This window comes from Janibacter cremeus, from assembly GCF_029395675.1.
GTDB lineage: Bacteria > Actinomycetota > Actinomycetes > Actinomycetales > Dermatophilaceae > Janibacter > Janibacter cremeus_A.
Window position 1 is genome coordinate 1,328,615 of record NZ_CP115184.1, and the last position, 26,384, is coordinate 1,354,998.

The 26,384-nt window shown below is 71.0% G+C and carries 27 protein-coding genes; 10 read left to right on the forward strand and 17 right to left on the reverse strand.

All coding sequences use genetic code 11. The annotated features are described in order from the left end of the window. Positions 1-3: 3 nt before the first annotated feature. Complete coding sequence (locus O9K63_RS06135) at positions 4-1,419, reverse strand: glycine--tRNA ligase (RefSeq protein WP_277241507.1); 1,416 nt, start codon at positions 1,417-1,419, stop codon at positions 4-6. A 60-nt stretch (positions 1,420-1,479) separates the two neighbouring features. On the opposite strand from O9K63_RS06135, the gene O9K63_RS06140 reads away from it, so the two are divergent. The 7 genes from O9K63_RS06140 (at position 1,480) to O9K63_RS06170 (ending at position 6,568) form a co-directional block, all read left to right on the forward strand. Next, positions 1,480-1,788 (forward strand): DUF6703 family protein, encoded by a 309-nt coding sequence (locus O9K63_RS06140; RefSeq protein WP_277241508.1) that lies wholly within the window; start codon positions 1,480-1,482, stop codon positions 1,786-1,788. Positions 1,789-1,909: 121 nt separating this feature from the next. Further along, positions 1,910-2,845 (forward strand): metal ABC transporter substrate-binding protein, encoded by a 936-nt coding sequence (locus tag O9K63_RS06145; protein WP_277241510.1) that lies wholly within the window; start codon positions 1,910-1,912, stop codon positions 2,843-2,845. Beyond that, the gene (locus O9K63_RS06150) at positions 2,842-3,636 is read left to right on the forward strand and encodes a metal ABC transporter ATP-binding protein (RefSeq protein ID WP_277241512.1); all 795 of its coding nucleotides are present in this window, start codon (positions 2,842-2,844) and stop codon (positions 3,634-3,636) included. Before O9K63_RS06145 ends, O9K63_RS06150 begins: the two co-directional genes overlap by 4 nt. Beyond that, positions 3,633-4,637, forward strand: a complete 1,005-nt coding sequence (locus O9K63_RS06155) for a metal ABC transporter permease (protein WP_277241514.1) — start codon at positions 3,633-3,635, stop codon at positions 4,635-4,637. The genes O9K63_RS06150 and O9K63_RS06155 overlap by 4 nt, the downstream gene beginning before the upstream one ends. Next, on the forward strand, positions 4,634-5,035 hold the full coding sequence (locus O9K63_RS06160) for a Fur family transcriptional regulator (protein ID WP_277241516.1): 402 nt from the start codon (positions 4,634-4,636) through the stop codon (positions 5,033-5,035). The genes O9K63_RS06155 and O9K63_RS06160 overlap by 4 nt, the downstream gene beginning before the upstream one ends. Before the next feature lie 102 nt (positions 5,036-5,137). Next, entirely contained in the window at positions 5,138-6,265 is a 1,128-nt protein-coding gene (locus O9K63_RS06165; protein ID WP_277241518.1) for a sulfotransferase family 2 domain-containing protein, read from the forward strand. 69 nt (positions 6,266-6,334) lie between these two features. After that, entirely contained in the window at positions 6,335-6,568 is a 234-nt protein-coding gene (locus O9K63_RS06170) for a hypothetical protein (RefSeq protein WP_277241519.1), read from the forward strand. Here the strand turns inward: O9K63_RS06170 and O9K63_RS06175 are convergent. Together O9K63_RS06175 and recO are read right to left on the reverse strand one after the other, a co-directional pair. Beyond that, the gene (locus O9K63_RS06175) at positions 6,552-7,352 is read right to left on the reverse strand and encodes an isoprenyl transferase (protein ID WP_277241522.1); all 801 of its coding nucleotides are present in this window, start codon (positions 7,350-7,352) and stop codon (positions 6,552-6,554) included. The two genes, O9K63_RS06170 and O9K63_RS06175, sit on opposite strands and share 17 nt — an antisense overlap. Further along, positions 7,349-8,125: a DNA repair protein RecO gene (gene recO, locus O9K63_RS06180; RefSeq protein ID WP_277241524.1), complete on the reverse strand. Its 777-nt coding sequence runs from the start codon at positions 8,123-8,125 to the stop codon at positions 7,349-7,351. The genes O9K63_RS06175 and recO overlap by 4 nt, the downstream gene beginning before the upstream one ends. 102 nt (positions 8,126-8,227) lie before the next feature. On the opposite strand from recO, the gene O9K63_RS06185 reads away from it, so the two are divergent. Then, on the forward strand, positions 8,228-8,851 hold the full coding sequence (locus O9K63_RS06185; protein WP_277241526.1) for an alpha-ketoglutarate-dependent dioxygenase AlkB: 624 nt from the start codon (positions 8,228-8,230) through the stop codon (positions 8,849-8,851). 183 nt (positions 8,852-9,034) lie between these two features. Here the strand turns inward: O9K63_RS06185 and leuA are convergent, their stop codons facing one another. The 11 genes from leuA to hrcA form a co-directional block, all read right to left on the reverse strand. Further along, positions 9,035-10,780: a 2-isopropylmalate synthase gene (leuA, locus tag O9K63_RS06190; RefSeq protein WP_277241528.1), complete on the reverse strand. Its 1,746-nt coding sequence runs from the start codon at positions 10,778-10,780 to the stop codon at positions 9,035-9,037. Positions 10,781-11,004: 224 nt separating this feature from the next. Continuing rightward, the gene (locus tag O9K63_RS06195) at positions 11,005-12,042 is read right to left on the reverse strand and encodes an aspartate-semialdehyde dehydrogenase (protein WP_277241530.1); all 1,038 of its coding nucleotides are present in this window, start codon (positions 12,040-12,042) and stop codon (positions 11,005-11,007) included. Between the two features lie 95 nt (positions 12,043-12,137). Next, positions 12,138-13,883 (reverse strand): BCCT family transporter, encoded by a 1,746-nt coding sequence (locus O9K63_RS06200; RefSeq protein WP_277241532.1) that lies wholly within the window; start codon positions 13,881-13,883, stop codon positions 12,138-12,140. A gap of 133 nt (positions 13,884-14,016) precedes the next feature. Beyond that, a complete protein-coding gene (era, locus tag O9K63_RS06205) occupies positions 14,017-14,949 on the reverse strand; it encodes a GTPase Era (protein ID WP_277241534.1) in 933 nt (310 codons plus the stop codon). Then, a complete protein-coding gene (locus O9K63_RS06210) occupies positions 14,946-16,235 on the reverse strand; it encodes a hemolysin family protein (RefSeq protein WP_277241536.1) in 1,290 nt (429 codons plus the stop codon). The genes era and O9K63_RS06210 overlap by 4 nt, the downstream gene beginning before the upstream one ends. Beyond that, the gene (gene ybeY, locus O9K63_RS06215) at positions 16,232-16,702 is read right to left on the reverse strand and encodes an rRNA maturation RNase YbeY (protein WP_277241538.1); all 471 of its coding nucleotides are present in this window, start codon (positions 16,700-16,702) and stop codon (positions 16,232-16,234) included. Before ybeY ends, O9K63_RS06210 begins: the two co-directional genes overlap by 4 nt. Further along, on the reverse strand, positions 16,699-17,748 hold the full coding sequence (locus O9K63_RS06220; RefSeq protein WP_277241540.1) for a PhoH family protein: 1,050 nt from the start codon (positions 17,746-17,748) through the stop codon (positions 16,699-16,701). Before O9K63_RS06220 ends, ybeY begins: the two co-directional genes overlap by 4 nt. Before the next feature lie 62 nt (positions 17,749-17,810). After that, positions 17,811-18,620, reverse strand: a complete 810-nt coding sequence (locus O9K63_RS06225) for a hypothetical protein (protein ID WP_277241542.1) — start codon at positions 18,618-18,620, stop codon at positions 17,811-17,813. Between the two features lie 60 nt (positions 18,621-18,680). Further along, entirely contained in the window at positions 18,681-19,427 is a 747-nt protein-coding gene (locus O9K63_RS06230) for a 16S rRNA (uracil(1498)-N(3))-methyltransferase (RefSeq protein ID WP_277241544.1), read from the reverse strand. Positions 19,428-19,446: 19 nt separating this feature from the next. After that, positions 19,447-20,568: a molecular chaperone DnaJ gene (gene dnaJ, locus O9K63_RS06235; protein ID WP_277241547.1), complete on the reverse strand. Its 1,122-nt coding sequence runs from the start codon at positions 20,566-20,568 to the stop codon at positions 19,447-19,449. Positions 20,569-20,622: 54 nt separating this feature from the next. Continuing rightward, a complete protein-coding gene (gene hrcA / locus O9K63_RS06240; RefSeq protein ID WP_277241549.1) occupies positions 20,623-21,657 on the reverse strand; it encodes a heat-inducible transcriptional repressor HrcA in 1,035 nt (344 codons plus the stop codon). 146 nt (positions 21,658-21,803) lie between these two features. On the opposite strand from hrcA, the gene O9K63_RS06245 reads away from it, so the two are divergent. After that, entirely contained in the window at positions 21,804-22,679 is an 876-nt protein-coding gene (locus tag O9K63_RS06245) for a DUF3097 domain-containing protein (protein WP_277241551.1), read from the forward strand. A 104-nt stretch (positions 22,680-22,783) separates the two neighbouring features. Here the strand turns inward: O9K63_RS06245 and fabG are convergent, their stop codons facing one another. From fabG to hemW, 3 genes are all read right to left on the reverse strand, one after another. After that, positions 22,784-23,539, reverse strand: a complete 756-nt coding sequence (gene fabG / locus O9K63_RS06250; RefSeq protein WP_277241553.1) for a 3-oxoacyl-ACP reductase FabG — start codon at positions 23,537-23,539, stop codon at positions 22,784-22,786. An 85-nt stretch (positions 23,540-23,624) separates the two neighbouring features. Then, entirely contained in the window at positions 23,625-24,275 is a 651-nt protein-coding gene (locus O9K63_RS06255; protein ID WP_277241555.1) for a trimeric intracellular cation channel family protein, read from the reverse strand. Continuing rightward, entirely contained in the window at positions 24,268-25,530 is a 1,263-nt protein-coding gene (gene hemW, locus O9K63_RS06260) for a radical SAM family heme chaperone HemW (RefSeq protein ID WP_277241557.1), read from the reverse strand. The genes O9K63_RS06255 and hemW overlap by 8 nt, the downstream gene beginning before the upstream one ends. A 67-nt stretch (positions 25,531-25,597) precedes the next feature. Here hemW and O9K63_RS06265 point away from each other — a divergent pair, with 67 nt between their 5' ends. Next, the gene (locus O9K63_RS06265; protein WP_277241559.1) at positions 25,598-26,383 is read left to right on the forward strand and encodes a tyrosine-protein phosphatase; all 786 of its coding nucleotides are present in this window, start codon (positions 25,598-25,600) and stop codon (positions 26,381-26,383) included. The last annotated feature ends 1 nt before the right edge of the window (position 26,384 follow it).

Consider the following 26,384-nt stretch of genomic DNA (forward strand, 5'->3'; position numbering starts at 1 on the left):
GCCCTAGGAGCCGAGGAGGCGAGGCGCCAGCCAGGCCTCTACCTGGTCGATCGAGATGCGCTCCTGGCGCATCGAGTCACGCTCCCGGATGGTCACGGCGTTGTCCTCGAGGGTGTCGAAGTCGACCGTGATGCAGTAGGGCGTCCCGATCTCGTCCTGGCGGCGGTACCGCTTGCCGATCGCCTGGGCGTCGTCGAAGTCGACGTTCCAGTTCCTGCGCAGCTGCGCGGCGAGGTCGCGTGCCTTCGGCGAGAGGTCGGCATTGCGCGAGAGAGGCAGCACGGCCGCCTTGACGGGAGCCAACCGGTGGTCGAGGCGCAGCACGGTGCGCTTGTCCACGCCCCCCTTCGCATTGGGGGCCTCGTCCTCGGCGTAGGCGTCCACGAGGAAGGTCATGATCGAGCGGGAGAGACCGGCCGCCGGCTCGATGACGTAGGGGGTGTACTTCTCGTTGTTGGCCTGGTCGAAGAAGGACAGGTCCGTGCCGGAGTGCTTGCTGTGCGAGCTGAGGTCGTAGTCGGTGCGGTTGGCGATGCCCTCGAGCTCACCCCACTCGTTGCCGGCGAAGTTGAAGCGGTACTCGATGTCGACGGTGCGCTTCGCGTAGTGGCTCAGCTTCTCCTGCGGGTGCTCGAAGTGGCGCAGGTTGTCCGGGTCGATCCCGAGGTCGGTGTACCAGCGGGTGCGCTCCTGGATCCAGTACTCGTGCCACTCCTCGTCCTCGCCCGGCTTGACGAAGAACTCCATCTCCATCTGCTCGAACTCACGGGTGCGGAAGATGAAGTTGCCCGGCGTGATCTCGTTGCGGAACGACTTGCCGGTCTGCGCGATGCCGAAGGGCGGCTTCTTGCGCGAGGTCTGCAGGACGTTGTTGAAGTTGATGAAGATGCCCTGGGCTGTCTCCGGGCGCAGGTAGTGCAGTCCCGACTCGTCCTCGATGACCCCGAGGTAGGTCTTGAGCATCATGTTGAACTCGCGCGGCTCGGTCCACTCCCCGCGGGTGCCGCAGTCGGGGCAGACGATCTCCGACAAAGGCACCTGATCGGGATCGACCGCGGCGCCCTCCCTGCCCTTCTTCGCTGCCTTGTCCGCCACGGCCTCCTGCAGGTGGTCCTGCCGATGGCGCTTGTGGCAGTTGAGGCACTCGATGAGCGGGTCGCTGAAGGTGCCGACGTGACCGGAGGCCACCCACGTCTCGCGCGGCAGGATGATCGAGGAGTCCAGACCGACGACATCGTCGCGGCCGGTGACCATCGAGCGCCACCACTGGCGCTTGATGTTCTCCTTCAGCTCCACGCCCAGGGGGCCGTAGTCCCAGGCGGAGCGGGTCCCGCCGTAGATCTCTCCGCAGGGGAAGACGAAGCCTCGGCGCTTGCAGAGGTTGACGACGGTGTCCACGGTGGAGGTCGGCTTGGCCATGGGAGAGAGGCTATCCGGGACCCCCTCCGACGGCCGCATCGGGCCACATATCCTGTGGGCGTGCCCACCTCCGACACGCCCCGCCCAGATCCCGTCGCGACCAACGCGTTCGAGCGCGTGAGTCTCCCGGCCACACGCTTCCTCGCCGGGCTGCCGCCCTGGGTGCCGGTGGCCACCGTCTTCGCCCTCGTGCTCCTCGGAGGCTTCCTGGGCCCCTGGGGAGCACTCCCCCTCGGCATCGTGGTGCTCTTCCTGCTGTGGATGCTCGCGCTCAGCTGGCCACGGCTGCGCCCGAGCGAGCGACTGATGCGCATCGCCGTCGTCGTCCTCGTGATCGGCCTGACGATCATCTCGGCCGTCCCCCGCTGATGACCGGCTGACTTCGCACGTGCACGGCACTTCGGGGGTGCACGGGGGCGCAGGTCGCCCCGCGACCGCGAGCCACCGTGTGTTTTGACAATCGTTCTCACCTTGAGTGAGAATCATTCTCATGTATCGGACCCCGGCCGCCGTGGCCGCCTCTGCCCTGCTCCTGACCGTCGCCGCCTGCGGGTCCACCGACACGACCGGCGGGGACGAGGGCACGGTGTCGGTCACCACGTCGTTCTACCCGCTCGAGTACGCCACCGAGCGGGTCGGCGGCGAGCACGTCTCCGTCACCAACCTCACCCCTGCCGGCGCCGAGCCGCACGACCTCGAGCTCAGTCCCAAGCAGGTACTCGAGGCCAGCCGCGCCGATCACCTGGTCTACCTCGAAGGTTTCCAGCCGTCGGTCGACGAAGCGGCAACGCAGGCGGAGGACACCGCCTTCGACGTCTCCACCGCCGCGCGTCTGGACATCTCCACCTCGGCCGACGACGAACACGAGGATCATGACGCCGAGGGAGGGAACGGCGAGGGAGGGCAGGACCCGCACTTCTGGCTCGACCCGACCCGGTACGCCGACGTGGCTGACGCGATCGCCGAGCGTCTCGCCGAGGACGACCCCGAGCACGCCGAGGACTACCGGGCCAACGCCGAGGCCTTCACGGCCGAGCTGACCGAGCTCGACCGAGAGCTGCAGCAGGACCTGTCCGACTGTGACCAGCGCGACCTCGTCACCGGGCACGCGGCGTTCGCGTACTTCGCCGACCGCTACGGCTTCCACCAGGTACCGGTCAGCGGTCTGACCCCGGACGCCCAGCCGAGCTCCGCCGCGATGGCCGACCTGATCGCCCACATCAAGGACGAGGACATCTCCACCGTGTACACCGAGCCCCTCGTCCCCCGCGACCTCGCCGACACGGTCGCGCGCGACTCCGGGGCCGACGTGGCCGTCCTGGACCCGATCGCAGGGGTGACGGAGGAGTCCGCAGGATCCGACTACTTCGAGATCATGCGCAGCAACCGCGACGCCGTCGTCGAGGGGCAGGGGTGCCGAGCATGAGCCACGACCCCGTCGTCGAGCTGCACGGGGCGGCCTTCGGCTACGAGGACCGCACCGTGGTCGGGGACATCGACCTGACCGTCCGACGCGGTGAGGTCGTCGCCGTGCTCGGAGCCAACGGCTCAGGCAAGTCCACCCTCGTCAAGGGCCTCCTCGGGCTCGCCGACCAGCACGCCGGCAGCGCCCGCGTGCTCGGGTCCCCGATCGGGTCGCGCGCCGCCCAGCACGGCATCGGCTACGTCCCGCAGCGCCACACCCTCGCCTCCGCGGTCACGGCGACGGCCTCCGAGATCGTCACGATGGGTCGCACGGTGCGCACGCCCTGGTGGGCACCGTGGCGGATCCGCTCCGCGAGCAACCGGGCCGTCGTGCGGGAGGCCATGGCCGTCGTCGGTCTGGGCGCCCTGGCCGACCACGACGTCGCCACGCTCTCCGGCGGGCAGCAGCGTCGCGTGCTCATCGCCCGCGCCCTGGCCAGCCAGCCGCAGGTCTTCCTCATGGACGAGCCGACGGCCGGCGTCGACCGCGGGCACCAGCAGGTGCTGGTCGCGGTGATGCGCCGTCTCGTCGAGCGCGGCGCCACCCTCGTCGTCGTCACCCACGAGCTGGACGCGCTGGCCGACCTGGTCACCCGGGCGGTCGTCGTCAGCGGTGGTCGGATCAGCCACGACGGGCCGCCGGAGGAGGTCGTCCCGCACGAGGTGGTGCACACCCACCACGAGGGCGAGGACGACCCGGCCCCCTCGCCGGTCCCCACGACATTCCTCCCGACGAAGGGGGGACCCCGGTGATCGACCTCCTCAGCCTGGAGTTCATGCGCAACTCCCTCATCGCGGCCATGCTCGTCGGGGCGTCCGCACCACTTGTCGGTGTCTTCCTCGTCCAGCGCGGCATGTCCCTCATCGGTGACGGCATGGGGCACGTCGCCCTCGCGGGCGTGGGCATCGGCGTGCTCATGCAGGGCTCCCCCGTCCTGACCGCGCTGGTCGTCGTCATCGTGGCCGCGGTCTCGATCGAGCTGTTGCGGCACTTCGGCCGTACCAGCGGCGACCTCGCGCTGGCCGTCATGTTCTACGGCGGCATCGCGGCCGGCGTCGTCATCATCGCCAAGGCGCCGCAGGGGTCCTCGACCAACCTGCAGGGGTATCTCTTCGGCGCGCTCAACACCGTCTCCCGCAGCGACCTCGTCGCCTTCGCGGTCCTCGCCGCGGTCGTGCTCGTGACCGTGCTCGTGCTGCGCGAGCGACTCTTCGCCGTCGCCCAGGACGAGGAGTACGCCCGCGCCTCCGGCCTGCCCGTGCTCGCCACGAACGTCCTGCTCGCGGTGCTCACCGGCGTCACGGTCGTCATCTCCATGCGGGTCATCGGTCTGCTGCTCATCAGTGCACTGATGATCCTGCCCAACGCCACCGGCCAGCGCCTCGGGCGCTCCTTCCGCACCAGTCTGGTGTGGGCCGTGGTGGTCGGGCTGGCCACGAGCACCGGCGGAGTGGTCGTCAGCTTCTATGGCGACACCCCCTCGGGCGCCACGATCGTGCTGCTGGCCATCGCGGCCTTCATCGCCTCCGCGGTCGGCGCCTGGCTCGTCCACCTGGTCGTCCGGCGGCGGCACACGGCCGCCGAGGGCCACGAGCACACGCACTGGGAGGACTGCGGTCACGAGGCGGTCCTCCACGGGGACCACGTCGACTACCTCCACGACGGCCACCGGCACGCCGAGCACGGTGACCACTGGGACGAGCACGCGCCCGACCACCCCGACCCGTCCCCCTTCGAAGGGAGCCACCGATGACCGACCTCCGCAGCCGCCGCCCGACGAAGCAGCGCATCGCCATCGAGTCCGACCTCGACCGCGTCGAGGAGTTCCGCACCGCGCAGGAGATCCACGCCAGCCTCCACGCCGCCGGCGACAAAATCGGATTGGCGACCGTCTACCGCACCCTGCAGGCCATGGTCGACGAGGACATCGTCGACCAGCTGCGCACGGACGACGGCGAGCAGATCTTCCGTCGCTGCAGCACCGGTCACCACCACCACCTGGTGTGCCGTGACTGCGGTCGCACCGTCGAGGTGGAGGGCCCGGCCGTGGAGCGCTGGACCGACCGGGTGGCGGCGGAGCACGGCTTCACGGAGGTGGCCCACACGCTGGAGCTCTTCGGGCGCTGCGGCCCGTGCACCTCCCGCCGCTGACCTGCGGGACCACGGGACGGACACCTACGGTGGTGCGGCCGCGTTCGCCATGGTAGTTCTGAGGGGTCCCACGCCCCCCGACCGACGGACCCACCCGAGACCATGAGCGCCGACGCCAGCCCCACGCCCCTGCTCAACGACATCCCCCCGCCACCGAACTCCTTCGTCCTCCCGGACCACAAGATGGTCTACATGTCCGTGACGAAGGCGGCGTGCACGAGCCTTCGGTGGATGGTCGCCGACCTGGCCGGCGAGGACCCGGAGTCCTTCATCGGCGCCATGGGGGGGCAGCAGAGCCGACTCCTGGGCATCCACGGCCAGCGCTCGCGATGGCGCAGGACCCCGCAGCTCAGCACGCTCGACAGCGAGCAGCTGGCCGAGATCTCACCGGACAACGGCTGGTTCGTCTTCGCCGCCGTCCGCGATCCACGCAGCCGGCTGTGGTCCGCCTGGCAGTCGAAGTTCCTCGTGCGCCACGTGCGGTACGTCGAGCGCTACGCCGATCGTCCGTGGTTCCCGCGCGTGCCGGAGAGCCCCGAGCAGGTCCTGGAGGACTGGCGCGCCTTCGTGCACGCCCGTCCCTGGGAGAGCGATCCTGATCTGCGCACGGATGTGCACTTCCAGAGCCAGGTGCGTTCGGTGCGTCCGGACGGGGTCAACTACACCCGGATCTACGACCTCCGCGAGCTGTCCACGCTCTTCGCCGACGTCCACGAGCACCTGCGGCCGCTCGGCCTCGACCAGCCCCTGTACACACCACGGGCCAACGAGACCCCCCTGCCCATGGTCCCCGAGGCCCTCGAGGACGGCATCGCGGAGATCATCGAGGACTCCTTCGCCGACGACTTCCGGGCCTTCGGGGACCGGTGGAGCATCGACCGCCTCCGCATGTCCGACGGGTGGTCGGCGGATGCCATCGAGCACGCTGCCTACCACACGGTCGCCAACGAGCGCATCGGTGACCTGCGCACCGAAGGACGACGACTGCAGCAGGAGCTGAAGCAGGCGCAGCGGGAGCTCGAGCGCACCCAGCGGCAGCTCGAGCGTGCGCAGCGGGCTCCCCGACCACAGGGGACCGCGACCTCTGCTCCGGGACCGAGCACACGGGCGCTCGGACGGGTCCTCGACAGCGGGCCGGCGCACCGGCTCGCCCGCAGCTCCTGGGTCCGGCGCGTCGTCCCGGACCGGGTGCAGGCCGCGGCTCGATCGACGGTCCGCCGCTCCACCTAGCACGTCCGGCCGTTTCGACGCACCGGTCACGGGTAGGTCCTCCTCATCCGATCAGAGGAGGACGGACCCATGGCCCAGTGCGAAGTCTGCGGCAACGACTACGACAAGAGCTTCGAGGTGGTGGCGGCGGGTTCGCGGCACACCTTCGACTGCTTCGAGTGCGCCATCCACGCGGTCGCACCCGAGTGCGAGCACTGCGGGTGCAAGGTGATCGGCCACGGGACCGAGGTCGACGGCCACTTCTACTGCTGCGCCCACTGCGCCCGGCAGTCGACGGAGGCGTCCGTCAGCGACCGCGCGTAGCCGGGTCGTCCGTCGGCGCGTCCACGGCCCCGCCGTACCGCCGTTCCCGTCCCGCATAGGTCTCGATCGCCTCCCACAGGTGACGGCGGTCGTAGTCCGGCCACAGGGTGTCCTGGAAGACCATCTCGGCGTAGGCCGACTGCCACAGCAGGAAGTTGCTCGTGCGCTGCTCCCCCGAGCTGCGCAGGAAGAGATCGACGTCCGGCATGTCCGGCTCGGAGAGGTAGCGCGCGATCGTCCGCTCGTCGATCCGCGAGCCCTTCAGCCGCCCTGCGGCGACGTCCGCGGCGATCCCCCGCACGGCGTCGGCGATCTCGGCACGCCCGCCGTAGTTGACGCAGAAGTACAACGTCATCGCGTCGTTGTGCTTGGTCATCTCCTGGGCGATCTCGAGCTCCTTGATCACCGAGCCCCACAGCTTCGGCCGTCGCCCGACCCAGCGCATCCGCACGCCCCACGCATGCAGCTGGTCGCGCCGGCGGCGGATGACGTCGCGGTTGAAGCCCATCAGGAAGCGCACCTCGTCGGGCGAGCGCCGCCAGTTCTCGGTGGAGAAGGCGTAGGTCGACAGGTGCTGCACGCCGATCTCCAGAGCGCCGGCGACGACATCGAGGAGCGCCCCCTCCCCCGCCTCGTGGCCCTTCGTGCGCGGGAGCCCGCGCTGGTTGGCCCAACGTCCGTTGCCGTCCATGACGACGGCGACGTGGCCGGGCACCAGGTCCGCGGGCACCGGCGGTGCGGTGGCTCCGCTCGGGTGGGCGAAGGGGGTGGCGTAGCGACTCATCCGGTCCTCTGCGGTGGGGTGCGGTCGACCTGGGCGCGGTCGACGTGCGTGCGGTCGACGTGGCGGAGGGAGAGCACCCCGCGCTCGAGGTGCCACTGGAGGAAGGCGGCCGTCAGGCCCGACCCCTCGCGGCGGTGCCGCTCCTGGGAGTCGTCCGCGATGACCCAGTCCCCGGTGAGCAGCCCTGCGAGCAGGTCGAGGGTCTCGGGTGCGGGCGCCGACGAGCCGGGCACGCGGCAGCTGCGGCACAGGACCCCGCCCGAGGCGACGTGGAAGGCGCGGTGCGGGCCCCCTTCGCCGCAGCGGGCGCAGTCGTGGAAGCTCGGCGCCCACCCGGCGACCGCGAGGGCCCGCAGCAGGTAGGCGTCGAGCACGAGCTCGGGGGCGTGCTCGTCGTGGGCCAGGGAGCGCAGCGCCCCGGCGAGGAGCAGGTACTGCTGCACGGCCGGCTCGTGCTCCTCGGTGAGGCGGTCGGCGGTCTCGAGGATCGCGGCGGCGCTGGTCCAGCGTCGGTAGTCCCGCGCGAGGACGTCGCCCCAGGCGTCGAGCGACTCGGTCTGGGTCACGGTGTCGAGGTTGCGTCCCTCGTAGCACTGCAGGTCGACGTGCATCCCCGGCTCGAGACGGGCGCCGAACTTCGACCTGGTGCGGCGCACCCCCTTCGCCACGGTCCGGATCTTGCCGCGCCCGCGGGTGAGCACGGTGATGATCCGGTCGGCCTCACCCAGCTTGTGGGTGCGCAGCACGACCCCGGAGTCGCGGTAGAGGGGCATCGGTCCATTCTCAGCCATTGTCGCCGCGATTCCCAGCGACACGCACCCCCACACCCGCTGCGGTTCTCGAACAGGCGTTCGAGCAACTGCTACGCTGGCCTCATGCAGGCGCTCCAGTCCTCGCTCTTCGACACCGCCGACGCCCCGACGCTCGGCGACCTGCAGGCGCGTCACCGGCGCCACCTCGACGGCAGCGCGTGGGTGGACCTGTTGCCCGGGTGGGCGTGCGGCGCCGACGACGTCCTCGCGACGCTGCTGCACGAGGTGCCGTGGCGAGCGGAGCGACGCACCATGTACGACTCGGTGGTCGACGTGCCGCGGCTGACCCGCTTCTACTCCGCGGGCGAGACGCTCCCCCACCCGCTGCTCACGCAGATGCGCGAGCGGCTCACCGCGCACTACGCCCCCGAGCTCGGGGAGCCCTTCGTCACCGCCGGCCTGTGCCTCTACCGCGACGGCAGCGACTCCGTCGCCTGGCACGGCGACCGGATCGGCCGCAGTCGCACCGACGACACGATGGTCGCGATCGTCTCCCTCGGCTCCGCCCGCCACCTGGCCCTCCGGCCACGGGACGGCGGTGCTTCCCAGCGCCTCTCCCTCGGGCACGGCGACCTGGCCGTCATGGGCGGTGCCTGCCAACGCACCTGGGAGCACGCGGTGCCCAAGACGAGCGCCGCGGTCGGTCCCCGGATCTCCATCCAGTACCGGGTGGCGGGGGTGCGCTGAGGCCTGTCGACCACCGACGACCTACCGCGACCGGTTCAGGTCATGCCCTACCGGCCCGACCCGGGGACGACGAAGGGGGGCCGGGTGTGACCCGGCCCCCTTCGAGGCTCCTCCGTCGCACCTCAGGGCAGCGCCTTCGAGGCTCCTCCGTCGCACCTCAGGGCAGCGCCCTCGACGCTCCCCTCAGACCTGGGCGACCTCGGCATCGCGCTCGGCTCGGTTGACCGCGGAGAGGATGGCGCGCAGCGAGGCCTTGACGATCGAGTCGTGCAGGCCGACGCCCCAGAGGACACGTTCGCCGACGGCGCACTCGACGTAGGACGCCGCGCGGGCGTCGCCACCGGCGGAGAGGGCGTGCTCGGCGTAGTCGAGGACACGCACGTCGATGCCCAGCGGCTCGATGGCATCGAGGAAGGCCGCGATCGGGCCGTTCCCGCTGCCGGAGATCGCGACCTCCTGGCCACGGTCGAGGATGTGGCCCTCGATGCGGTCGAGGCCGTCGTCCTCACCGATGAGCGTGGTGCGCACCGGCTGGTAACGGCCCCAGCCGTCCTTGTCCTCACCGTGCAGGTACTCGTCGTTGAAGACCTCCCACAGGGCCAGACCGCTCATCTCGCCGCCGTCGGAGTCCGTCTTGCGCTGGACGACCGCGGAGAACTCCATCTGCAGGCGCCGCGGCAGCTCCAGGCCGACCTCGGAGTGCAGCAGGTAGGCGACACCACCCTTGCCGGACTGGCTGTTGACGCGCACGACCGCCTCGTAGTCGCGGCCGATGTCGTGCGGGTCGATCGGCAGGTAGGGCACGCCCCAGTCGATGCCGTCGATGCTGGTCCCGGCCTCCTTGGCCCGACGCTGCATGTCGTCGAAGCCCTTCTTGATCGCGTCCTGGTGCGACCCGGAGAAGGCCGTGTAGACGAGGTCGCCACCCCACGCGTGGCGCGGGTGAACCGGCAGCTGCGTGCAGTGCTCGACGGTGCGCCGGATCTCGTCCATCTGGGAGAAGTCGATCTGCGGGTCGATGCCCTGGCTGAAGAGGTTCATGCCCAGGGTGACCAGGTCGACGTTGCCGGTGCGCTCGCCGTTGCCGAAGAGGCAGCCCTCGATGCGGTCGGCGCCGGCCAGGTACCCGAGTTCCGCTGCGGCGACGCCCTCGCCGCGGTCGTTGTGCGGGTGCAGGGAGAGCATGATCGACTCGCGCCGGTCGAGGTTGCGGCTCATCCACTCGATGGAGTCGGCGTAGACGTTGGGCGTGGCCATCTCGACGGTCGCCGGGAGGTTGATGATCATCTTGTGGTCCGGCGTCGGGTCGATGATGTCGATGACCGCGTTGCAGATGCGGGCGGCGAAGTCCAGCTCGGTACCGGTGTAGGACTCCGGCGAGTACTGGTAGTAGACGTTGGTGTCCGGGACCGTCTCCTCGAGCTTCTTGCACAGCCGCGCGCCCTGCAGGGCGATGTCGATGATGCCGTCCTGGTCGGTGTTGAAGACCACCCGGCGCTGGACGATCGACGTCGAGTTGTAGAAGTGCACGATCGCCTGCTTGCTCCCGGCGATCGCGTCGAAGGTCTTCTCGATCAGGTGGTCACGGCACTGGGTGAGCACCTGGATCGTCACGTCGTCGGGGATGTGTCCCCCGTCGATCAGCTGGCGGCAGAAGTTGAAGTCGGTCTCGCTCGCACTCGGGAAGCCGACCTCGATCTCCTTGTAGCCCATCCGGACCAACAGCTGGAACATCGCCATCTTGCGGTCGGCGTCCATCGGGTCGATGAGGGCCTGGTTGCCATCACGCAGGTCGACCGCGCACCAGCGCGGCGCCTGGGTCATGACCTTGTCCGGCCAGGTGCGGTCGGGCAGCTCGACGGCGATCTGGTCCTGGAAGGGGATGTACTTCTGGATCGGCATCCGGGTGGACTGCTGGGGGTGGATCATGCGTTGTCCTTCGTCACGTCAGTGGGTGGGGCGGCACCACGAACTCCGCGACGAGGTGGCCGTCTGTCAGGCCTCGCCGCGGCAGAGAAGGAGGAGATCCGTCCGCATGACCACCAACAATACTCCTCGCCCCCGCCCGGGGAGACGCTGGTCACGATCCGGACGACGAAGGACCCGCACCCCCCGGTGGGAGATGCGGGTCCTTCGGCGCGTGACGCGGGGTGTCAGCCCTTGCGGGCGACCAGCTCCTCGGCGATCTGCACGGCGTTGAGCGCGGCGCCCTTGCGCAGGTTGTCACCGGCGACGAAGAAGGTGAGGCCCTTGCCCTCGGGGGCGGCCTGGTCGACGCGGATGCGACCGACGAAGACGTCGTCCTTGCCGGCCGACTGCAGGGGGTTGGGCACCTCGGTGACCACGACGTTCTGCGCGCCCTCGAGGATCGTGGTGGCCTGCTCCGGGGTGATCTCCCGGTCGAACTCGGCGTGGACCGCAAGGGCGTGACCGGTGAAGACCGGGACCCGGACGCACGTGCCGGAGACCCGCAGCTGCGGGATGTGCAGGATGCGGCGCGACTCGTTGCGCAGCTTCTGCTCCTCGTCGGTCTCGAGGCTGCCGTCGTCGACGACCGCGCCCGCGACCGGCACGACGTTGAAGCCGATGTGCGCGTCGTAGACCTGCGGCTCGGGCAGCGTGAGCGCGTCGCCGTCGGTGGCGAGGTCCTTGGGGTCGCCCGAGGCGTAGCCGGCGCGCAGCTGGCTGTCCAGCTCCTCCAGGCCCTTGCCACCGGAGCCGGAGACGGCCTGGTAGGTGGCCACGCGAAGGGAGACCAGCCCCGCCTCGTCGTGGAGCGGCTTCAGGACCGGCATCGCGGCCATGGTCGTGCAGTTCGGGTTGGCGACGATCCCCTTGGGGGTGTCGGCCAGGTCGTCGGCGTTGACCTCGGAGACGACGAGCGGGACCTCGGGGTCCTTGCGCCAGGCGCTGGAGTTGTCGACGACGATCGCGCCGGCGGCCGCGACCTGCGGCGCGTACTCCTTGCTGGAGGAGCCGCCGTTGGAGAAGAGGGCGATGTCCAGACCGGAGAAGTCGGCGGTGGCGGTGTCCTCGACCGTCACCTCCTGGTCCTTCCACGGGAGGGTCGACCCGGCGGACCGCGCGGAGGCGAAGTAGCGGATCGAGGTCACGGGGAAGTCCCGCTCCTCGAGCAGCTCACGCATGACGGATCCGACCTGGCCGGTGGCACCAAAGAGTCCAATGTGCATGGCCGCAAGGATACTGTCCGGGGCCCGAACCCCCAATTGGGCTCGGGCCCCGGACGGGCCTGTCCGCGATGCGGACGGTGGGCGGTGGCGCCCGCCTACTTCTCCCGCGGCGGCGCCGACGTCTGGCCCTCGCGTGGCGGCCGGCGCGTGATGACGCGGACGAGATCGTCCATCTCCTCCTTGACCTCCTGCTTGATCGACCTGCGGAAGCGGCGCTCCCGACCGTGGACGACCCGGCCGTACTCCTCCATGAGGGCCTTGGCCGTCCCCCAGGCCATGAAGACCATGACGACGCTGAACGGAGCGGCGACGAGGATGGCCATCGTCTGCAGGGCCGACAACCCGGTGCCTGCGGCACCGCCGACGATGATGAGCGCCGCGGCGACCGTGCCCTCGAAGACCGCCCACATGACGCGGCTCCACACCGGCGGGTTCGCCTGGCCGCCCGAGGCCAACATGTCGACGACGAAGGAGCCGGAGTCCGAGCTCGTGACGAAGAAGACGACGACGAGGAGCATGGCGACCCAGCTGAGCAGGGCCGATGCGGGCAGCCCGTCGAGCAGCTGGAAGAGGGCCAGGTCCGTCGAGACCGTCCCGTCATCGGCGATGATGCCGCCCTTGCCGAAGATCTCCCGGTGGATGCCGGACCCACCGAGCACGGAGAACCAGAGCATCCCGACGAGGGTCGGCACGAGGAGGACTCCGGTGATGAACTCCCGCACGGTCCGGCCCCGGGAGATGCGTGCGATGAAGACGCCGACGAAGGGCGACCAGCTGATCCACCAGCCCCAGTAGAAGGTCGTCCACCCCGAGAGCCAGCTCTGGCCGTCGCTCCCCTCGAAGGCGAGGGTCCGGAAGGCCAGACCGAAGAAGTTCCGCAGGTACGAGCCGATCTGCTGGACGAAGTCCCCCAGCAGGAAGCTGGTCGGACCCAGGAAGAGCACGACGAGCAGGAACAGCGCCGCGATGACCATGTTGGCGTTGGACAGGAAACGGATGCCCTTGTCCACGCCGCTGGCGACCGAGACGACCGCGACCGCCGTGATGCCGGTGATGAGGATGACGAGCAGGGACGTGGAGACGCTGCCGGTCTCCTCGGAGACCTCTGCCACGCCGAGGTGGCCCAGACCGGCGCCGACCTGGGAGACACCGAATCCGAGCGATGTGGCGACACCGAAGAGGGTCCCGATGATGGCCAGGACGTCGATGACGTCACCGAGGACACCCTTGACCTTGTTGCCGAAGATCGGCTCGAGTGCCCACCGGATCGAGACCGGTCGCTTCTTGCGGTGCACCGCGTAGGCGACGGACAGGCCGACGACCACGTAGATCGCCCACGCGTGCAGACCCCAGTGCAGGAAGGTGGTGTCCATCGCCTCGCGGGCGCGTGCGGCCGCGTCCTCGGACGTGCCGGGCGGCGGGCTGGCGAAGTGGTTCAGCGGCTCGGCCACCCCCCAGAACATCAGGCCGATGCCCATGCCGGCGGCGAAGAGCATCGCGAACCAGGACGGGAGGGAGTACTCGGGGTCCTCCTCCGGGTCACCGAGGACGATGCTTCCCATCGGGGAGGCCGCCATCCAGATCGACCAGAAGACGAATCCGGACACGACGAGGACGTAGAACCAGCCGAGCTCGCCGATGATCGTGCCGTTCAACGAGCTGAGGACCGAGTCCATCTGCTCCGGCCAGATCATCGCGATCCCCACGAAGACGCCCAGCAGGACGGCCGAGGGCCAGAAGACCCGTGGGGCGAGGATGGCCTTCTTCGACTGCGGGGGCGGGGAGCCGTCGGGCGTGCCCGGCGGCTCGGCCCCCTCGTGGACTGACGTGTCTGTCGTCATTGTGAATCGGCCGCGCCTCGGCCTCTCCTTACGTTTGACGGTGGCGACGATCGGGCACACGCACGTGCGCCCAACCAAACACTCTGACCCACAACCGCTCCTGCGCCAAACGCAGGAGAGCGGCGCAGGGGGCTCAGAACCCCAGTCGCTGCATCTGCTTCGGGTCCCGTTGCCAGTCCTTGGCCACCTTGACGTGCAGGTCCAGGAAGACCCGCTGCCCGAGGATCTTCTCGATCCCCTGGCGGGCCGTCGTCCCCACCTCCCGCAGGCGGGAGCCGCCCCGGCCGATGATGATCGCCTTCTGGCTGTCGCGCTCGACGAAGACGTGCACGCGGACGTCGAGCATCGGCGAGTCGTCCGGGCGCCCCTCCCGCGGCACGATCTCCTCCACGACGACCGCGAGGCTGTGAGGCAGCTCGTCGCGCACGCCCTCGAGCGCGGCCTCGCGCACGAGCTCGGCGATCATCCGCTCCTCGGGCTCGTCGCTGATGGCATCCTCGGGGTAGAGCGGCGCGGGCGAGGGTGGCAGGTGCTGCGACAGCACAGCCAGGACGTCGTCGACCTGGTCGCCGCGCACGGCCGAGCAGGGCACGATCGCCGCCCAGTCCCCGAGCTGGTCGATGGCGATGAGGTGCTCGGCCAGGCGCTGCTTGTCCACGGCGTCGCTCTTGGTCGCGATGGCGACGACCGGTACATTCTTGGCCCGCTGCAGCTCGCGCAGGTCGGAGGCGATGAAGCCGTCACCCGGGCCGATCTTCTGGTCCGCCGGCAGGCAGAAGCCGATCACGTCGACCTCGAGCAGCGTCTCGCGGACGAGGTCGTTGAGCCGCTCCCCCAGCAGCGTGCGCGGCTTGTGCAGCCCCGGGGTGTCGACGAGGATCAGCTGCTCGTGCGCCTCCGGGCGCGTGACGATCCCGCGGATGATGTGCCGAGTCGTCTGGGGCTTGCTCGAGGTGATCGCCACCTTGTCCCCGACGAGGGCGTTGGTCAGTGTCGACTTGCCGGCGTTGGGCCGTCCGACGAGACAGGCGAAGCCCGCCCTCCACTGCGCACCGTCCACGCTCATGCCCCGATCTCCTGGTCCATCTCGTCCGCGTCCTGCGTCACCGCACGCTCGACGATGACGGTCGCGATGCGGTGCCGTCGTCCGGACATCTTCTCAGCCGTGAGCGACAACCCTGCCACCTCGCAGTGCGAGCCGCTGATCGGCACCCGGCCGGTCACCTTGCCGAGGAGCCCCCCGACGGTGTCGACCTCCTCGTCCTCGAGGTCCACGTCGTAGAGCTCGGCGAGGTCGTCCACGCCGAAGGCGGCCGGGACGCGGTGGCGCCCGCCACCGAGGTCCTCCACACCGGGCCCCTCCCGGTCGTACTCGTCGGCGATCTCACCGACGATCTCCTCGAGGATGTCCTCGATCGTCACGAGGCCCGCGGTGCCGCCGTACTCGTCGACGACGATCGCGGCGTGCGTCTGGTTGACCTGCATCTCGCGCAGCAGCTCGTCGACGGGCTTGCTCTCGGGGACGAAGGGGGCCGGTCGCATGAACGTCGAGACCGGCCTGTCCGCCGTCCCCTCGTCCGCCAGCAGGGAGCGCACGACGTCCTTGAGGTAGAGCAGCCCGACGATGTCGTCGCTGGACTCGCCGACGACGGGCACCCGGGAGAAGCCCGAGCGGATGAAGAGGTTGAGTCCCTTGCGCGCCGGCTTGTCCGACTCGATGGTGATCATGTCGGTGCGCGGGACCATCACCTCGTGGGCGAGGGTGTCACCGAGCTCGAAGACCGAGTGGAGCATATCGCGCTCCTCGTCCTCGATGAGGGCGTTCTCCCCCGCGAGGTCGAGCAGGTCGCGCAGCTCGGCCTCCGAGCGGAAGGGCCCGTCCCGGTAGCCGCCGCCGGGCGTGAAGGCATTGCTGAGGGTGACCAGCAGCCGTGCGAAGGGGCCGAGGATGCGCCGCAGCCAGATGACGAAGGGGGCGGCGGCCAGGGCGATCGGGGTGCTGTGCTGCTGTCCCAGGGTGCGCGGGGAGACCCCGACGAGCATGAAGGTGACGACGACCATGATCGCCACGGAGATGATGAGCGCGAGCCAGGTGCGCTCGACCTGGTCGACGACGACGAGGGCGATGAGCACGGCCGCCGACGCCTCGGCGATGGCCCGCAGGAAGGCGATGACCGAGATGGGGCCGGCGCTCTCGGCGAGGATGGCGCGCAGCTCCGTGGCACCGCGTCTCCCTTCGCTGTCGGCCTCCTCGGCGGCGACGCGGGAGGCGGAGCCGATCGCGGCGTCGATCAGCGTGAGGACGAACGCGGCGACGATCGCGATGACCGCGCCGACGATGAAACCGGTCACGCCCGGGTCTCCCTCCCGCGACCCGCGAGGAAGGTGAGGAGCAGCTGCCGCTGCAGCTCGAACATCTCCTTCTCGTCCTCGGGCTCCGCGTGGTCGAAGCCCAGGAGGTGCAGGATGCCGTGCGTGGTCAGCAGGAGCATCTCCTCGATCGTCGCGTGGCCGGCCTCGACGGCCTGCTTCGCGGCCACGGAGGGGCACAGGACGATGTCACCGAGGATCCCCTCCTGGGGCTCCTCACCCTCACGGCCGGGCTCGAGCTCGTCCATCGGGAAGCTCATGACGTCGGTCGGGCCGGGCAGGTCCATCCACTGCTCGTGCAGGACGGTCATGGTGTCCTCGTCGACCATGCGGATGCACAGCTCGGCCTGCGGGTGGACCCGCATCTCTCCCAGGACGTAGCGGGAGATCTCGACGAACTCGCGTTCGTCGACCTCCTGGTCGGTCTCGTTGAGGACCTCGATGCTCACTGCTGCTGACCCTTCGTCGCGTCGTACCGGTCGTAGGCGCCCACGATCTCCCCGACGAGGCGGTGGCGCACGACGTCGCTCGCGTCGAGGAAGGCGAAGTGGACCCCCTCGATGTCGGACAGGATGCGCTGGACGACCTTCAGGCCGGACTTGACGCCACCCGGCAGGTCGACCTGGCTGGTGTCGCCGGTGATGACCATCTTGGAGCCGAAGCCCAGCCGGGTGAGGAACATCTTCATCTGCTCCGGCGAGGTGTTCTGCGCCTCGTCGAGGATGATGAAGGAGTCGTTGAGCGTGCGCCCGCGCATGAAGGCCAGCGGCGCGACCTCGATGGTCCCGGCGGCCATGAGCCGGGGGATCGACTCCGGGTCGAGCATGTCGTGCAGGGCGTCGTAGAGCGGGCGCAGGTAGGGGTCGATCTTGTCGCCCAACGTGCCGGGGAGGAAGCCGAGCTTCTCCCCCGCCTCCACGGCCGGCCGGGTGAGGATGATGCGGTTGACCTCCTTGGCCTGCAGGGCCGCGACCGCCTTGGCCATCGCCAGGTAGGTCTTGCCGGTGCCGGCCGGGCCGATGCCGAAGATCACCGTGTTGTCACCGATGGCGTCCACGTAGTGCTTCTGCCCGAGGGTCTTGGGACGGATCGTGCGACCGCGGTTGGAGACGATGTTGGTCGTCAGCACGTCGGCGGGACGCTCGCGGGTGCGGCCCCGCAGCATCGTGATCGAGCGTTCGACCGCGTCGCGGCCCAGCGGCTGGCCGGCCTCGAGGACCTCCATGAGCTCCTCGAGGAGCCGGTCGATGACGTCGAGGTCGTCCTCCGGCCCGCGCAGGCGGAACTCGTTGCCGCGCACGAGGATCTCGGTCTTGGGGAAGGACCGCTCCATCGTCCGCAGCAGCTCGTCGGTCGGCCCCAGGAGGCTCACCATGGGCACGTTCTCGGGCAGGACGATCGTCTGCTGCACCGTGGGCGAACGGCTGTCGTCACGTCGCGGGTCGTCGCGGATCGAGTCGAGGGCGCGCAGGTCGGGTTGGTCTGGTCGAGGCATCGTGCGTCCCAGTCTACGCGGGACGGCGGATCGACCACGAGCGCCGGACCCGGTCGCCGGCGTCAGTCACCGTCCGGCGTGGCCCCGACGACGGGGTCGGCCAGGGCCCGGTCGAGCTCGGTGGCCGCGTCGCGCCCCATCGCCCGCAGGGTCGTCTCGCGAAAGAGCGCCCTGCTGGCCATGCCTGCGGCGGGGTAGCCCTCGGCCACCATCGCCGACTCCATGGCCACGAGCACGGACACGGGGTCGGCGACCCCGATCTGCCACCAGCCGAAGGGGCCGTCGCCGGTGCCCGGGCGGTGGCGCAGCACGGCGTTCGTCCCATCCGGGTCGTCGGACCCGCCGGGCCCGCGGACCGACCCGTTGATGACGGCCGCCGCGGGTCGGACAGCGCGCTGCACGCGGGCCGCGAGCCAGCGCGTGGCCGTGGCCGTGGTGGGGGCGACGAAGACCCGGCCGGGGTCGACGCTCGACCACGGCACGACCGCGGCCGGTGCGTCGGCGGTGGCCCGCAGCACGACCCCACCGCGGTGGACGTCGTGCCGGCGGCGGCGCGCGGCCAGCAGGAGGGAGAGCAGCGCACCCCCGACGAGCACGGCGGCGCCGACGAAGATGGCGACGACGTCACGTGTCAGGTCCTCGCCGGGACCGACCATGGCCCGCAGGAGCCCCAGGGCCAGGCCCAGGTCGAGGGCGAGCAGTGCTCCCTTCGCCCACAACCGCGCGTGGACACCACCGCGGAATCGGGCCAGCACCGGGCCCATGTCCTCAGGTGTGGCCGCAGCCCAGCCCGCGAGCACCGCGTGGTCCTCGTCGGTACCGCCGTGCCACTCGAAGAACTGGTTCTTCATGGCGGGGCGTCTGGCCGTCATCGGGTCCGCTGCTCCATTCGCTACCGGGGCGTTTGCAGTGACCCTAGCCATGTACCCCACCTACCTCCACCGGGTGCGGGTGCTGATGACGGCGACCGCCGCCGGACCGGCGCTCGAGGCGCGCAGGACCGTGCTGCCGAGCCGGACGGGCACCGCCCCCGCCTCGACGAGGCGGTCGACCTCCTGCGGCGAGATGCCCCCTTCGGGCCCGACGACGAGGAGGACCTCCCCGGCGTCGGGCAGCTCCACGGTCGCCAGCGGGGTGCTCGCCTCCTCGTGCAGGACGAAGGGGGTGACCCCCTCCTGCGCGCACCGCTCGGCGAGCGAGGGGGTGGTGACGAGGTCACCGAGGTCGGGCCAGCGCCCGCGCCGGGACTGCTTGGCGGCGCGCTCGATGACGTTGGCCCACTTGCGCAGGCCCTTGTCGACCTTCGGGCCCTTCCACCGCACGATCGAGCGATCCGCCTGCCAGGGCACGACCCCGTCGATCCCGAGCTCGGTCACGGCCTCGACGGCGTCCTCGTCACGGCCGTCCTTGGCGAGGGCCTGCACGAGCGTGAGGCGAAGGGAGGGGGCCGGCTCGTCGGCCCGTCCCGTCACGCGCAGCGAGACGAGACCGGCGGCCACCGACGCGGCGACGCAGTGCACACGCGCTCCGCCGCGGTCGGCGACGAGGACCTCCTCGCCGGCCCGCAACCGCACGACCGTCGCGGCGTGGTGCGCCTCGGCCCCGGTGAGCTCGACGACGTCGTCGGGCCCGAGCCCGTCGAGGGTCCCGGGGTCGACGAGGAAGAGGGGTGCGGTCACCGGTCGGTGGGCGTGCGGGTCAGCGCTTGAAGGCCGAGCGCAACCGGCCGACGAAGCCGGCGTCCACGTCGTCGAGCTGGCCGTCGGGCTGCTCCTCGTCGCGCACGCTCGCGAGCCGACGCAGCAGGTCCTCCTGGTCGGCGTCCAGCCGCGTCGGTGTCCGCACGTCGACGTGGATGATCAGGTCACCCCGGCCCTCGTGACGCAGGTGGGTCACGCCCAGACCGGGCAGGATGATGGTGTCACCCGGCTGCGTGCCCCGCTTGATGGTGATCTCCTGCTCCCCGTCGAAGGTCATGAAGCTCATGTCGACGCCGAGCGCGGCAGCCGTCATCGGCACCGGCACGGACGCGTGCAGGTCGTCGCCGCGGCGGGTGAAGGTGTCGTGGTCGGCGACCCGCAGCTCGACGAAGAGATCGCCGGCCGGCCCACCCCCGGGACCGACCTCCCCTTCGCCGGAGAGGTGGATGCGGGTGCCGGAGTCGACGCCGGCGGGGATCTTGACCGTCATCGTGCGGCGGCTGCGCACGCGGCCCTGGCCGGAGCACTCGTGGCACGGGCTGGGGATGACCTCGCCGAAGCCCTGGCAGGTGGGGCACGGACGGCTGGTCATGACCTGGCCGAGGAAGGAGCGCTGCACCTGCTGGATCTCGCCGCGACCGGCGCAGGTGTCACAGGTGCGCCGACCGGTGCCCGGCTGGGCGCCGTCGCCGTCGCACGCCGCGCACGCGGTGGCGGTGTCGATGGTCAGGTCCTCCTGGCCGCCGAAGACGGCGGTCGCCAGGTCGACCTCCAGCCCGACGAGGCCGTCCTGGCCGCGCGAGCGCCGGGAGCGCGGCCCCCGGCCGCCGCCGCCGGCCTGGGCGCCGAAGAACTGCTCCATGATGTCGCTGAAGCTGAAGCCCGCGCCGAAGCCGTCGTGCGCCCCGCCGTAGGGGTCCCCGCCCATGTCGTACTGGCGGCGCTTGGTCTCGTCGGAGAGCACGTCGTACGCCTGGGAGACGCGCTTGAACCTCTCCTCGGCGTCCTCCCCCGGGTTCACGTCCGGGTGCAGGGTGCGGGCGAGCTTGCGGTAGGCCCGCTTGATCTCCTCTGGGCTGGCCTCGCGGCTGACGCCGAGGTCCTCGTAGTAGTCGTTCACGCGTGACGTCCTCGTAGGTCGTGGGTCTGGTCTGTCGGTGCGGACGGACGCCGGTCAGGTGTCCATGATCCGCGAGAGGTAGGTGGCGACAGCGCGCACCTGCGCCATCGTCGCCGGGTAGTCCATGCGCGTCGGGCCGAGCACCCCGACGGTACCGACCTGCTCGTCGCCCGAGCCATAGCCCGAGGTGACCAGCGAGGTCGTGTGCAGGCCGCTCACGGGGTTCTCCGAGCCGATGCGCACGGAGACACCCGCCTCGTCCTGGCCGGCCTCGACGCTGAGCAGCTTCAGCAGCACGACGTGCTGCTCCAGGGCGTCCAGGACGGGCTCCAGCGTCATCGGGAAGTCGCTGGAGCTGCGGGCGAGGTTGGCCGTCCCCGCGAGGGCGACCTTGGTCTCGCGCTCCTCGGCGAGGGCATCGCCGAGCGCCGCCAGCACACCGGCGGTGAGCGCGTCCTCGGTGTCGGTGTCCTCGTCGTGGAGGGTGCCGAGCGCCTCGAGCGCCTCGGTGAGGCGCCGGTCGCGGGTCGCGGCGTTGATCCGGGCACGCGCCCGGGACAACGCATCGAGGCCGGGGCCGTCGGTGTAGTCGACCCCGGTCGGCACGACCCGCTGCTCGACCCGGCCGGTGCCCATGATGACGACCACCATCAGCCGGGTGTCGTTCATCGGCACCAGCTCGATGTGCTTGACGGTGCTGCGGGTCAGGGACGGGTACTGCACGACGGCGACCTGGCGGGTCAACGTCGACAGCAGGCGCACCGTGCGGTCCAGGACGGCGTCGAGCTCGTCGGCGCCCTCGAGGTAGTCGGTGATGGCAGCCCGCTCGCCCCGCGACATCGGCCGGATGGCCTGCAGCCGGTCGACGAAGAGGCGGTACCCGGCATCCGTGGGGATCCGGCCGGCGGACGTGTGCGGGGCGACGATGAGGCCCGCGTCCTCGAGTGCGGCCATGTCGTTGCGCACGGTCGCCGCCGACACGTTGAGCCGGTGCCGGTCGAGCAGCGCCCGCGAGCCGACGGGCTCCGACGTCTGCACGTAGTCCTCCACGATGGCGCTGAGCACGGCCATCCGCCGCTCGTCACTCATGGAGTCCTCCTTCACGACACATCATGACCGCACCGCCTTGGCACTCGGTCCACCTGAGTGCCAAGTCTACGACTGATCGGCGCATTCCCCGGAATCCGGCGTGCCCTGCCGTCGCGGAGGCCCCGCGCGGCCTAGCGTCGGTCCTCGTGAACGACCGATACGGCAATGACGTGCTCTCCGGTGACTGGCGCTCCCACGGCCGCCTCGCCCGCCCCACCTCGCGCCCCATCGAGGCGACCCACGGCACCGTCGTGGAGGACGTCGAGACCGGCTGGGTCGGCGCGGTGGTCGCGGTGGAGAAGGCCGGGGGCGTCCACGTCGTCCACCTCGAGGACCGCCGCGGCAAGGTGCGTGCCTTCCCGCTGGGTGCGGGCTTCCTGCAGGACGGCCGGCCCGTGGCGCTCACCGCGCCCCGGGCGGCGCAGCGTGCGGCCCTGGCCCAGGCCGAGCAGGCCGCCTCGCGCACGGCCAGCGGGTCCGTCGCCGTACGTGACGCGAAGGCGCGGGTCGCCCGCGGGTCGCGGATCTTCGTCGAGGGCCGCCACGACGCCGAGCTCGTCGAGAAGGTGTGGGGCCACGACCTGCGCATCGAGGGGGTCGTCGTGGAGATGCTCGACGGTGTCGACGACCTCGCCGCGGTCATCAGGGACTTCTCCCCCGGTCCCGGGCGCCGGATGGGCGTGCTCGTCGACCACCTCGTGCCCGGCACGAAGGAGTCCCGGATCGTCGAGAAGGCCAACGCGGTGGCTCCCGAGCACGTCCTCGTCGTCGGCCACCCCTACGTCGACGTCTGGCAGTCGGTGCGCCCGCAGCGCCTCGGCATGACGACCTGGCCGCAGATCCCGCGCTCCGTGGAGTGGAAGCGCGGGATCTGCGCGCACCTGGGCTGGGCGCACGACTCCCAGGCCGACATCGCCCGCGCCTGGAAGCAGATCCTGGGCACCGTGCGCAGCTACGCCGACCTCGAACCGGCCCTGCTCGGCCGGGTCGAGGAGCTGATCGACTTCGTCACCGCCGAGTAACCGCAGGAGCCCAAGCAGTTGCGAAGAGCGAGGCCCGGACTTCGCAGGCGCCCAAGCAGTTGCGAGCCCAGGGCCGCAGGAGCCTGAGCAGCTGCGGTTCGTGGTCAGTCGCGCGGGCCACCCGCGACGTAGATGACCTGGCCGGAGACGAAGCCGGCCTCCTCGGACAGCAGGAAGGACGCCGTCGCGGCGATGTCCTCCGGCTGCCCGACCCGCTGGACCGGGGTCTCCTTGGCGGCGTGCGCGAGGAAGTCCTCGAAGGGCACCCCGATGCGCTCCGCGGTGGCAGCGGTCATGTCGGTCTGGATGAACCCGGGGGCGATGGCGTTGGCCGTGACGCCGAACTTGCCCAGCTCGATGGCCAGGGTCTTGGTGAAGCCCTGCATGCCGGCCTTTGCCGCCGAGTAGTTGACCTGGCCGCGGTTGCCGAGTGCCGACGTCGAGGAGAGGTTGACGATGCGGCCGTACTTCTCCTGCGTCATGTGCGCCTGGCAGGCCTTGGTCATGAGGAAGGCTCCGCGCAGGTGCACCGCCATCACGGCGTCCCAGTCCTCGACGGGCATCTTGAAGAGCATGTTGTCCCGGATGATGCCGGCGTTGTTGACCAGGAGCGTCGGCGCGCCGAGCTCCTCGGCGACCCGGGCCACGCCGGCCTCGACCTGCTCGGGGTCCGACACGTCGACGCCCACGGCGAGGGCGGTGCCACCACCCTCGGTGATCTCGTCGGCGACGACCTGGCAGGCGGACTCGTCGAGGTCGAGCACGGCGACGTGGTGACCGTCGGTGGCCAGTCGGTGGGCGACGGCGCGACCGATGCCGCGGGCGGCTCCGGTGACGACGGCGGTGCGGGTGGCGCTCATGAGCAGCTCCTGGGGATGGGGGAAGGGGGTCCCACCCATCGTCGTCCATCGTCCCGGCGCGAGGACACCCCGGTCGTCCGGGCGCTCACTCCTTGGGACGCACCGCGATCCACCGGGGCTCGGTCGGCAGCCGCCAGCCCCGCTTGCGTGCGAGCAGGCAGATGCCGCCACCCACGGCGACGGCGATGAGCGAGGCGCCCGTGCCGGGGACGACGACCTCGAGCAGGACGAAGACCGCGCCCGCGACGAAGGCGGCGCTCGCGTAGAGCTCGGACTGCTGCAGGATCACCGGCACGCGCCCGAGCATCATGTCGCGCACGGCACCGCCACCGCAGGCGGTGAGCACGCCCAGCAGGATCGCCGGCAGCCAGTGGATGTCGTACAGCATCGCCTTCTGCGTGCCGACGACGGCCCAGGTGCCCAGAGCGATCGCGTCGACCCAGGGGAAGAGCTGGCGCCAGCGTCGCCCCTCGAGGGGGACGAGGAAGGCGATGCCGGCGGCGACGAGGGCGACCGTGAGGTAGTCCAGGTCGGTCAGGGCGATGGGCTGGAGGCTGAGCAGCACGTCGCGGATCGCGCCGCCGCCGAGGGCGGAGACAATCGCCAGGACGGCGAATCCGACCGGGTCGAGGTTGAACCGGCGGGCGACGGCGCCCCCGAGCAGGCCGTTGGCGAGCACACCGAGCAGGTCGAGCAGCCGGATGATCTCCGGCACCGCGGCAGGCGACTCAGTCATGGATCGCCTCCACCGCCACCGGGTCGGGGCTCCCGGCGATGAGGTGGTGCACCACGGTGTCGGTGAGCAGTCGGCCCCGTCGGGTGAGCACGACTCGGCCCCCGATCGCCGCCCGACCGTCGACGAGGCCGTCGGCGACCAGGCCGGCCACCGCCCTTCGCCCCTCCGGCGCCAGCCGCTCGGTCGGCAGGCCCTCGCGCAGCCGGACCCACAGCAGGATCTCCTCGTCGCTGCGCTGCTCCGCGGTGAGGACCTCCCGCGCGGCGGCCGGGGACCCCTCGGCGAGGCGCTGCGCCCAGGCGGCGGGGTGCTTGACGTTCCACCACCGCACCCCGCCGACGTGGCTGTGTGCGCCGGGGCCGATCCCCCACCAGTCGTCGCTGCGCCAGTAGGCCTCGTTGTGCCGGCACCGGCCCTGCGGTGTGCGCGACCAGTTGCTGATCTCGTACCAGTCGAACCCCGCGTCGGCGAGCAGCTCGTCGGCGAGCTCGTACTTGTCCGCCTCGTCGTCGTCCGTGGGCCGGGGCAGCTCGCCCCGACGGACGCGGGCCGCGAGCTTCGTCCCCTCCTCGACGGTGAGGGCGTACGCGGACAGGTGGTCGGGCTCGAGCGCGATCGCCGTCTCGAGCGACGTGCGCCACTGCTCGAGGGTCTCCCCCGGCGTGCCGTAGATGAGGTCCAGGCTCACCGCGAGGCCCACCTCACGGGCGGCCGCGACGGCCCTGGCGACGTTCGCGGGGTCGTGGGTGCGGTCCAGCGTGGCCAGGACGCCGGGCACGGCCGACTGCATCCCCAGGCTGACCCGGGTGAACCCGCCGTCGGCGAGGACACGAAGGGAGTCGACGTCCACCGAGTCGGGGTTGGCCTCGGTGGTCACCTCGACGTCGTCGGCCAGCCCCCAGCGCTCGCGGACGGCGGCGAGGAAGCGCACGAGGTCCTGCGCGGGCAGGAGCGTCGGGGTGCCACCACCGACGAAGACGGTGGACACGGCAGGCGCCTCCCCCAGGACACGCTGGGCGAGGTCGAGCTCGGTGATCGCCGCGTCGACGAACGTGGCGACGCTCGCCCCCTTCGCCCCGCCGACCGGACCGAGCTCGGTCGCCGTATACGTGTTGAAGTCGCAGTAGCCGCACCGCACCATCCAGAAGGGAACGTGCAGGTAGATCCCGAATGGCCGCTGCCCGACTGCGTCACGGGCGGCGGCGGGCAGGGCACCGTCGCGCGGCGCCTCGTCTCCATCGGGCGGGGCAGGCACCGCTCCATCCTCGCACCCGCCGGACACCGCTCGCCCACTGCCGGGGCGGCTGGCTACCGTGAGCACCATGACCCGCTGGATCGAGCTCGATGGTGTCGTCAACATGCGCGACCTCGGAGGGCTGCCCACCCTCCACGGCGGCCGGACACGCGAGGGCCGGCTCGTGCGCAGCGACAACCTCCAGGACCTCACCCCCCAGGACGTGGCTCGGCTCGTCGACGAGGTGGGCGTCACCGACATCATCGACCTGCGCACCGACGTCGAGCGCGACCTCACCGGGCCCGGGCCCCTGACCGAGACGTCGTTGGCGCACCACCACCTCAGCTTCATCGACGAGGGGCGCCATCCGGGCGCGGCCCCGAGCGACGCCGACACCGGCAGGGACGCCCTGGTGCTCTCGCACGGCGACCCGGACCGCGGCACCCCTGGGTTCTGGACGCGGCACTACCTGGGCTACCTCCACCAGCGGCCGGACTCCGTCTCGGGGGCGCTCGGCATCATCGCGGGAAGCCGAGGGGGCGCCGTCGTGCACTGCGCCGCGGGCAAGGACCGCACCGGGACGGTCACGGCGATGGCGCTGTCGGTCGCCGGCGTACCCGACGAGGAGATCATCGCCGACTACGCGGCCAGCGGCGAGCGGATCCGCCAGATCATCGACCGGCTCATCGACGTCGAGCCGTACAAGTGGGGCCTGCAGGGGCGCTCGCTCGACGAGCAGACCCCGCGCCCGGAGACGATGGAGATGATCCTGCGCACGCTCGAGGACGAGCACGGTGGCGCGACCGGGTGGCTGCGGCAGCAGGGGTGGGACGAGGACCGGCTGGACCTGCTGCGCGCGCGACTCCTCGGCTGAC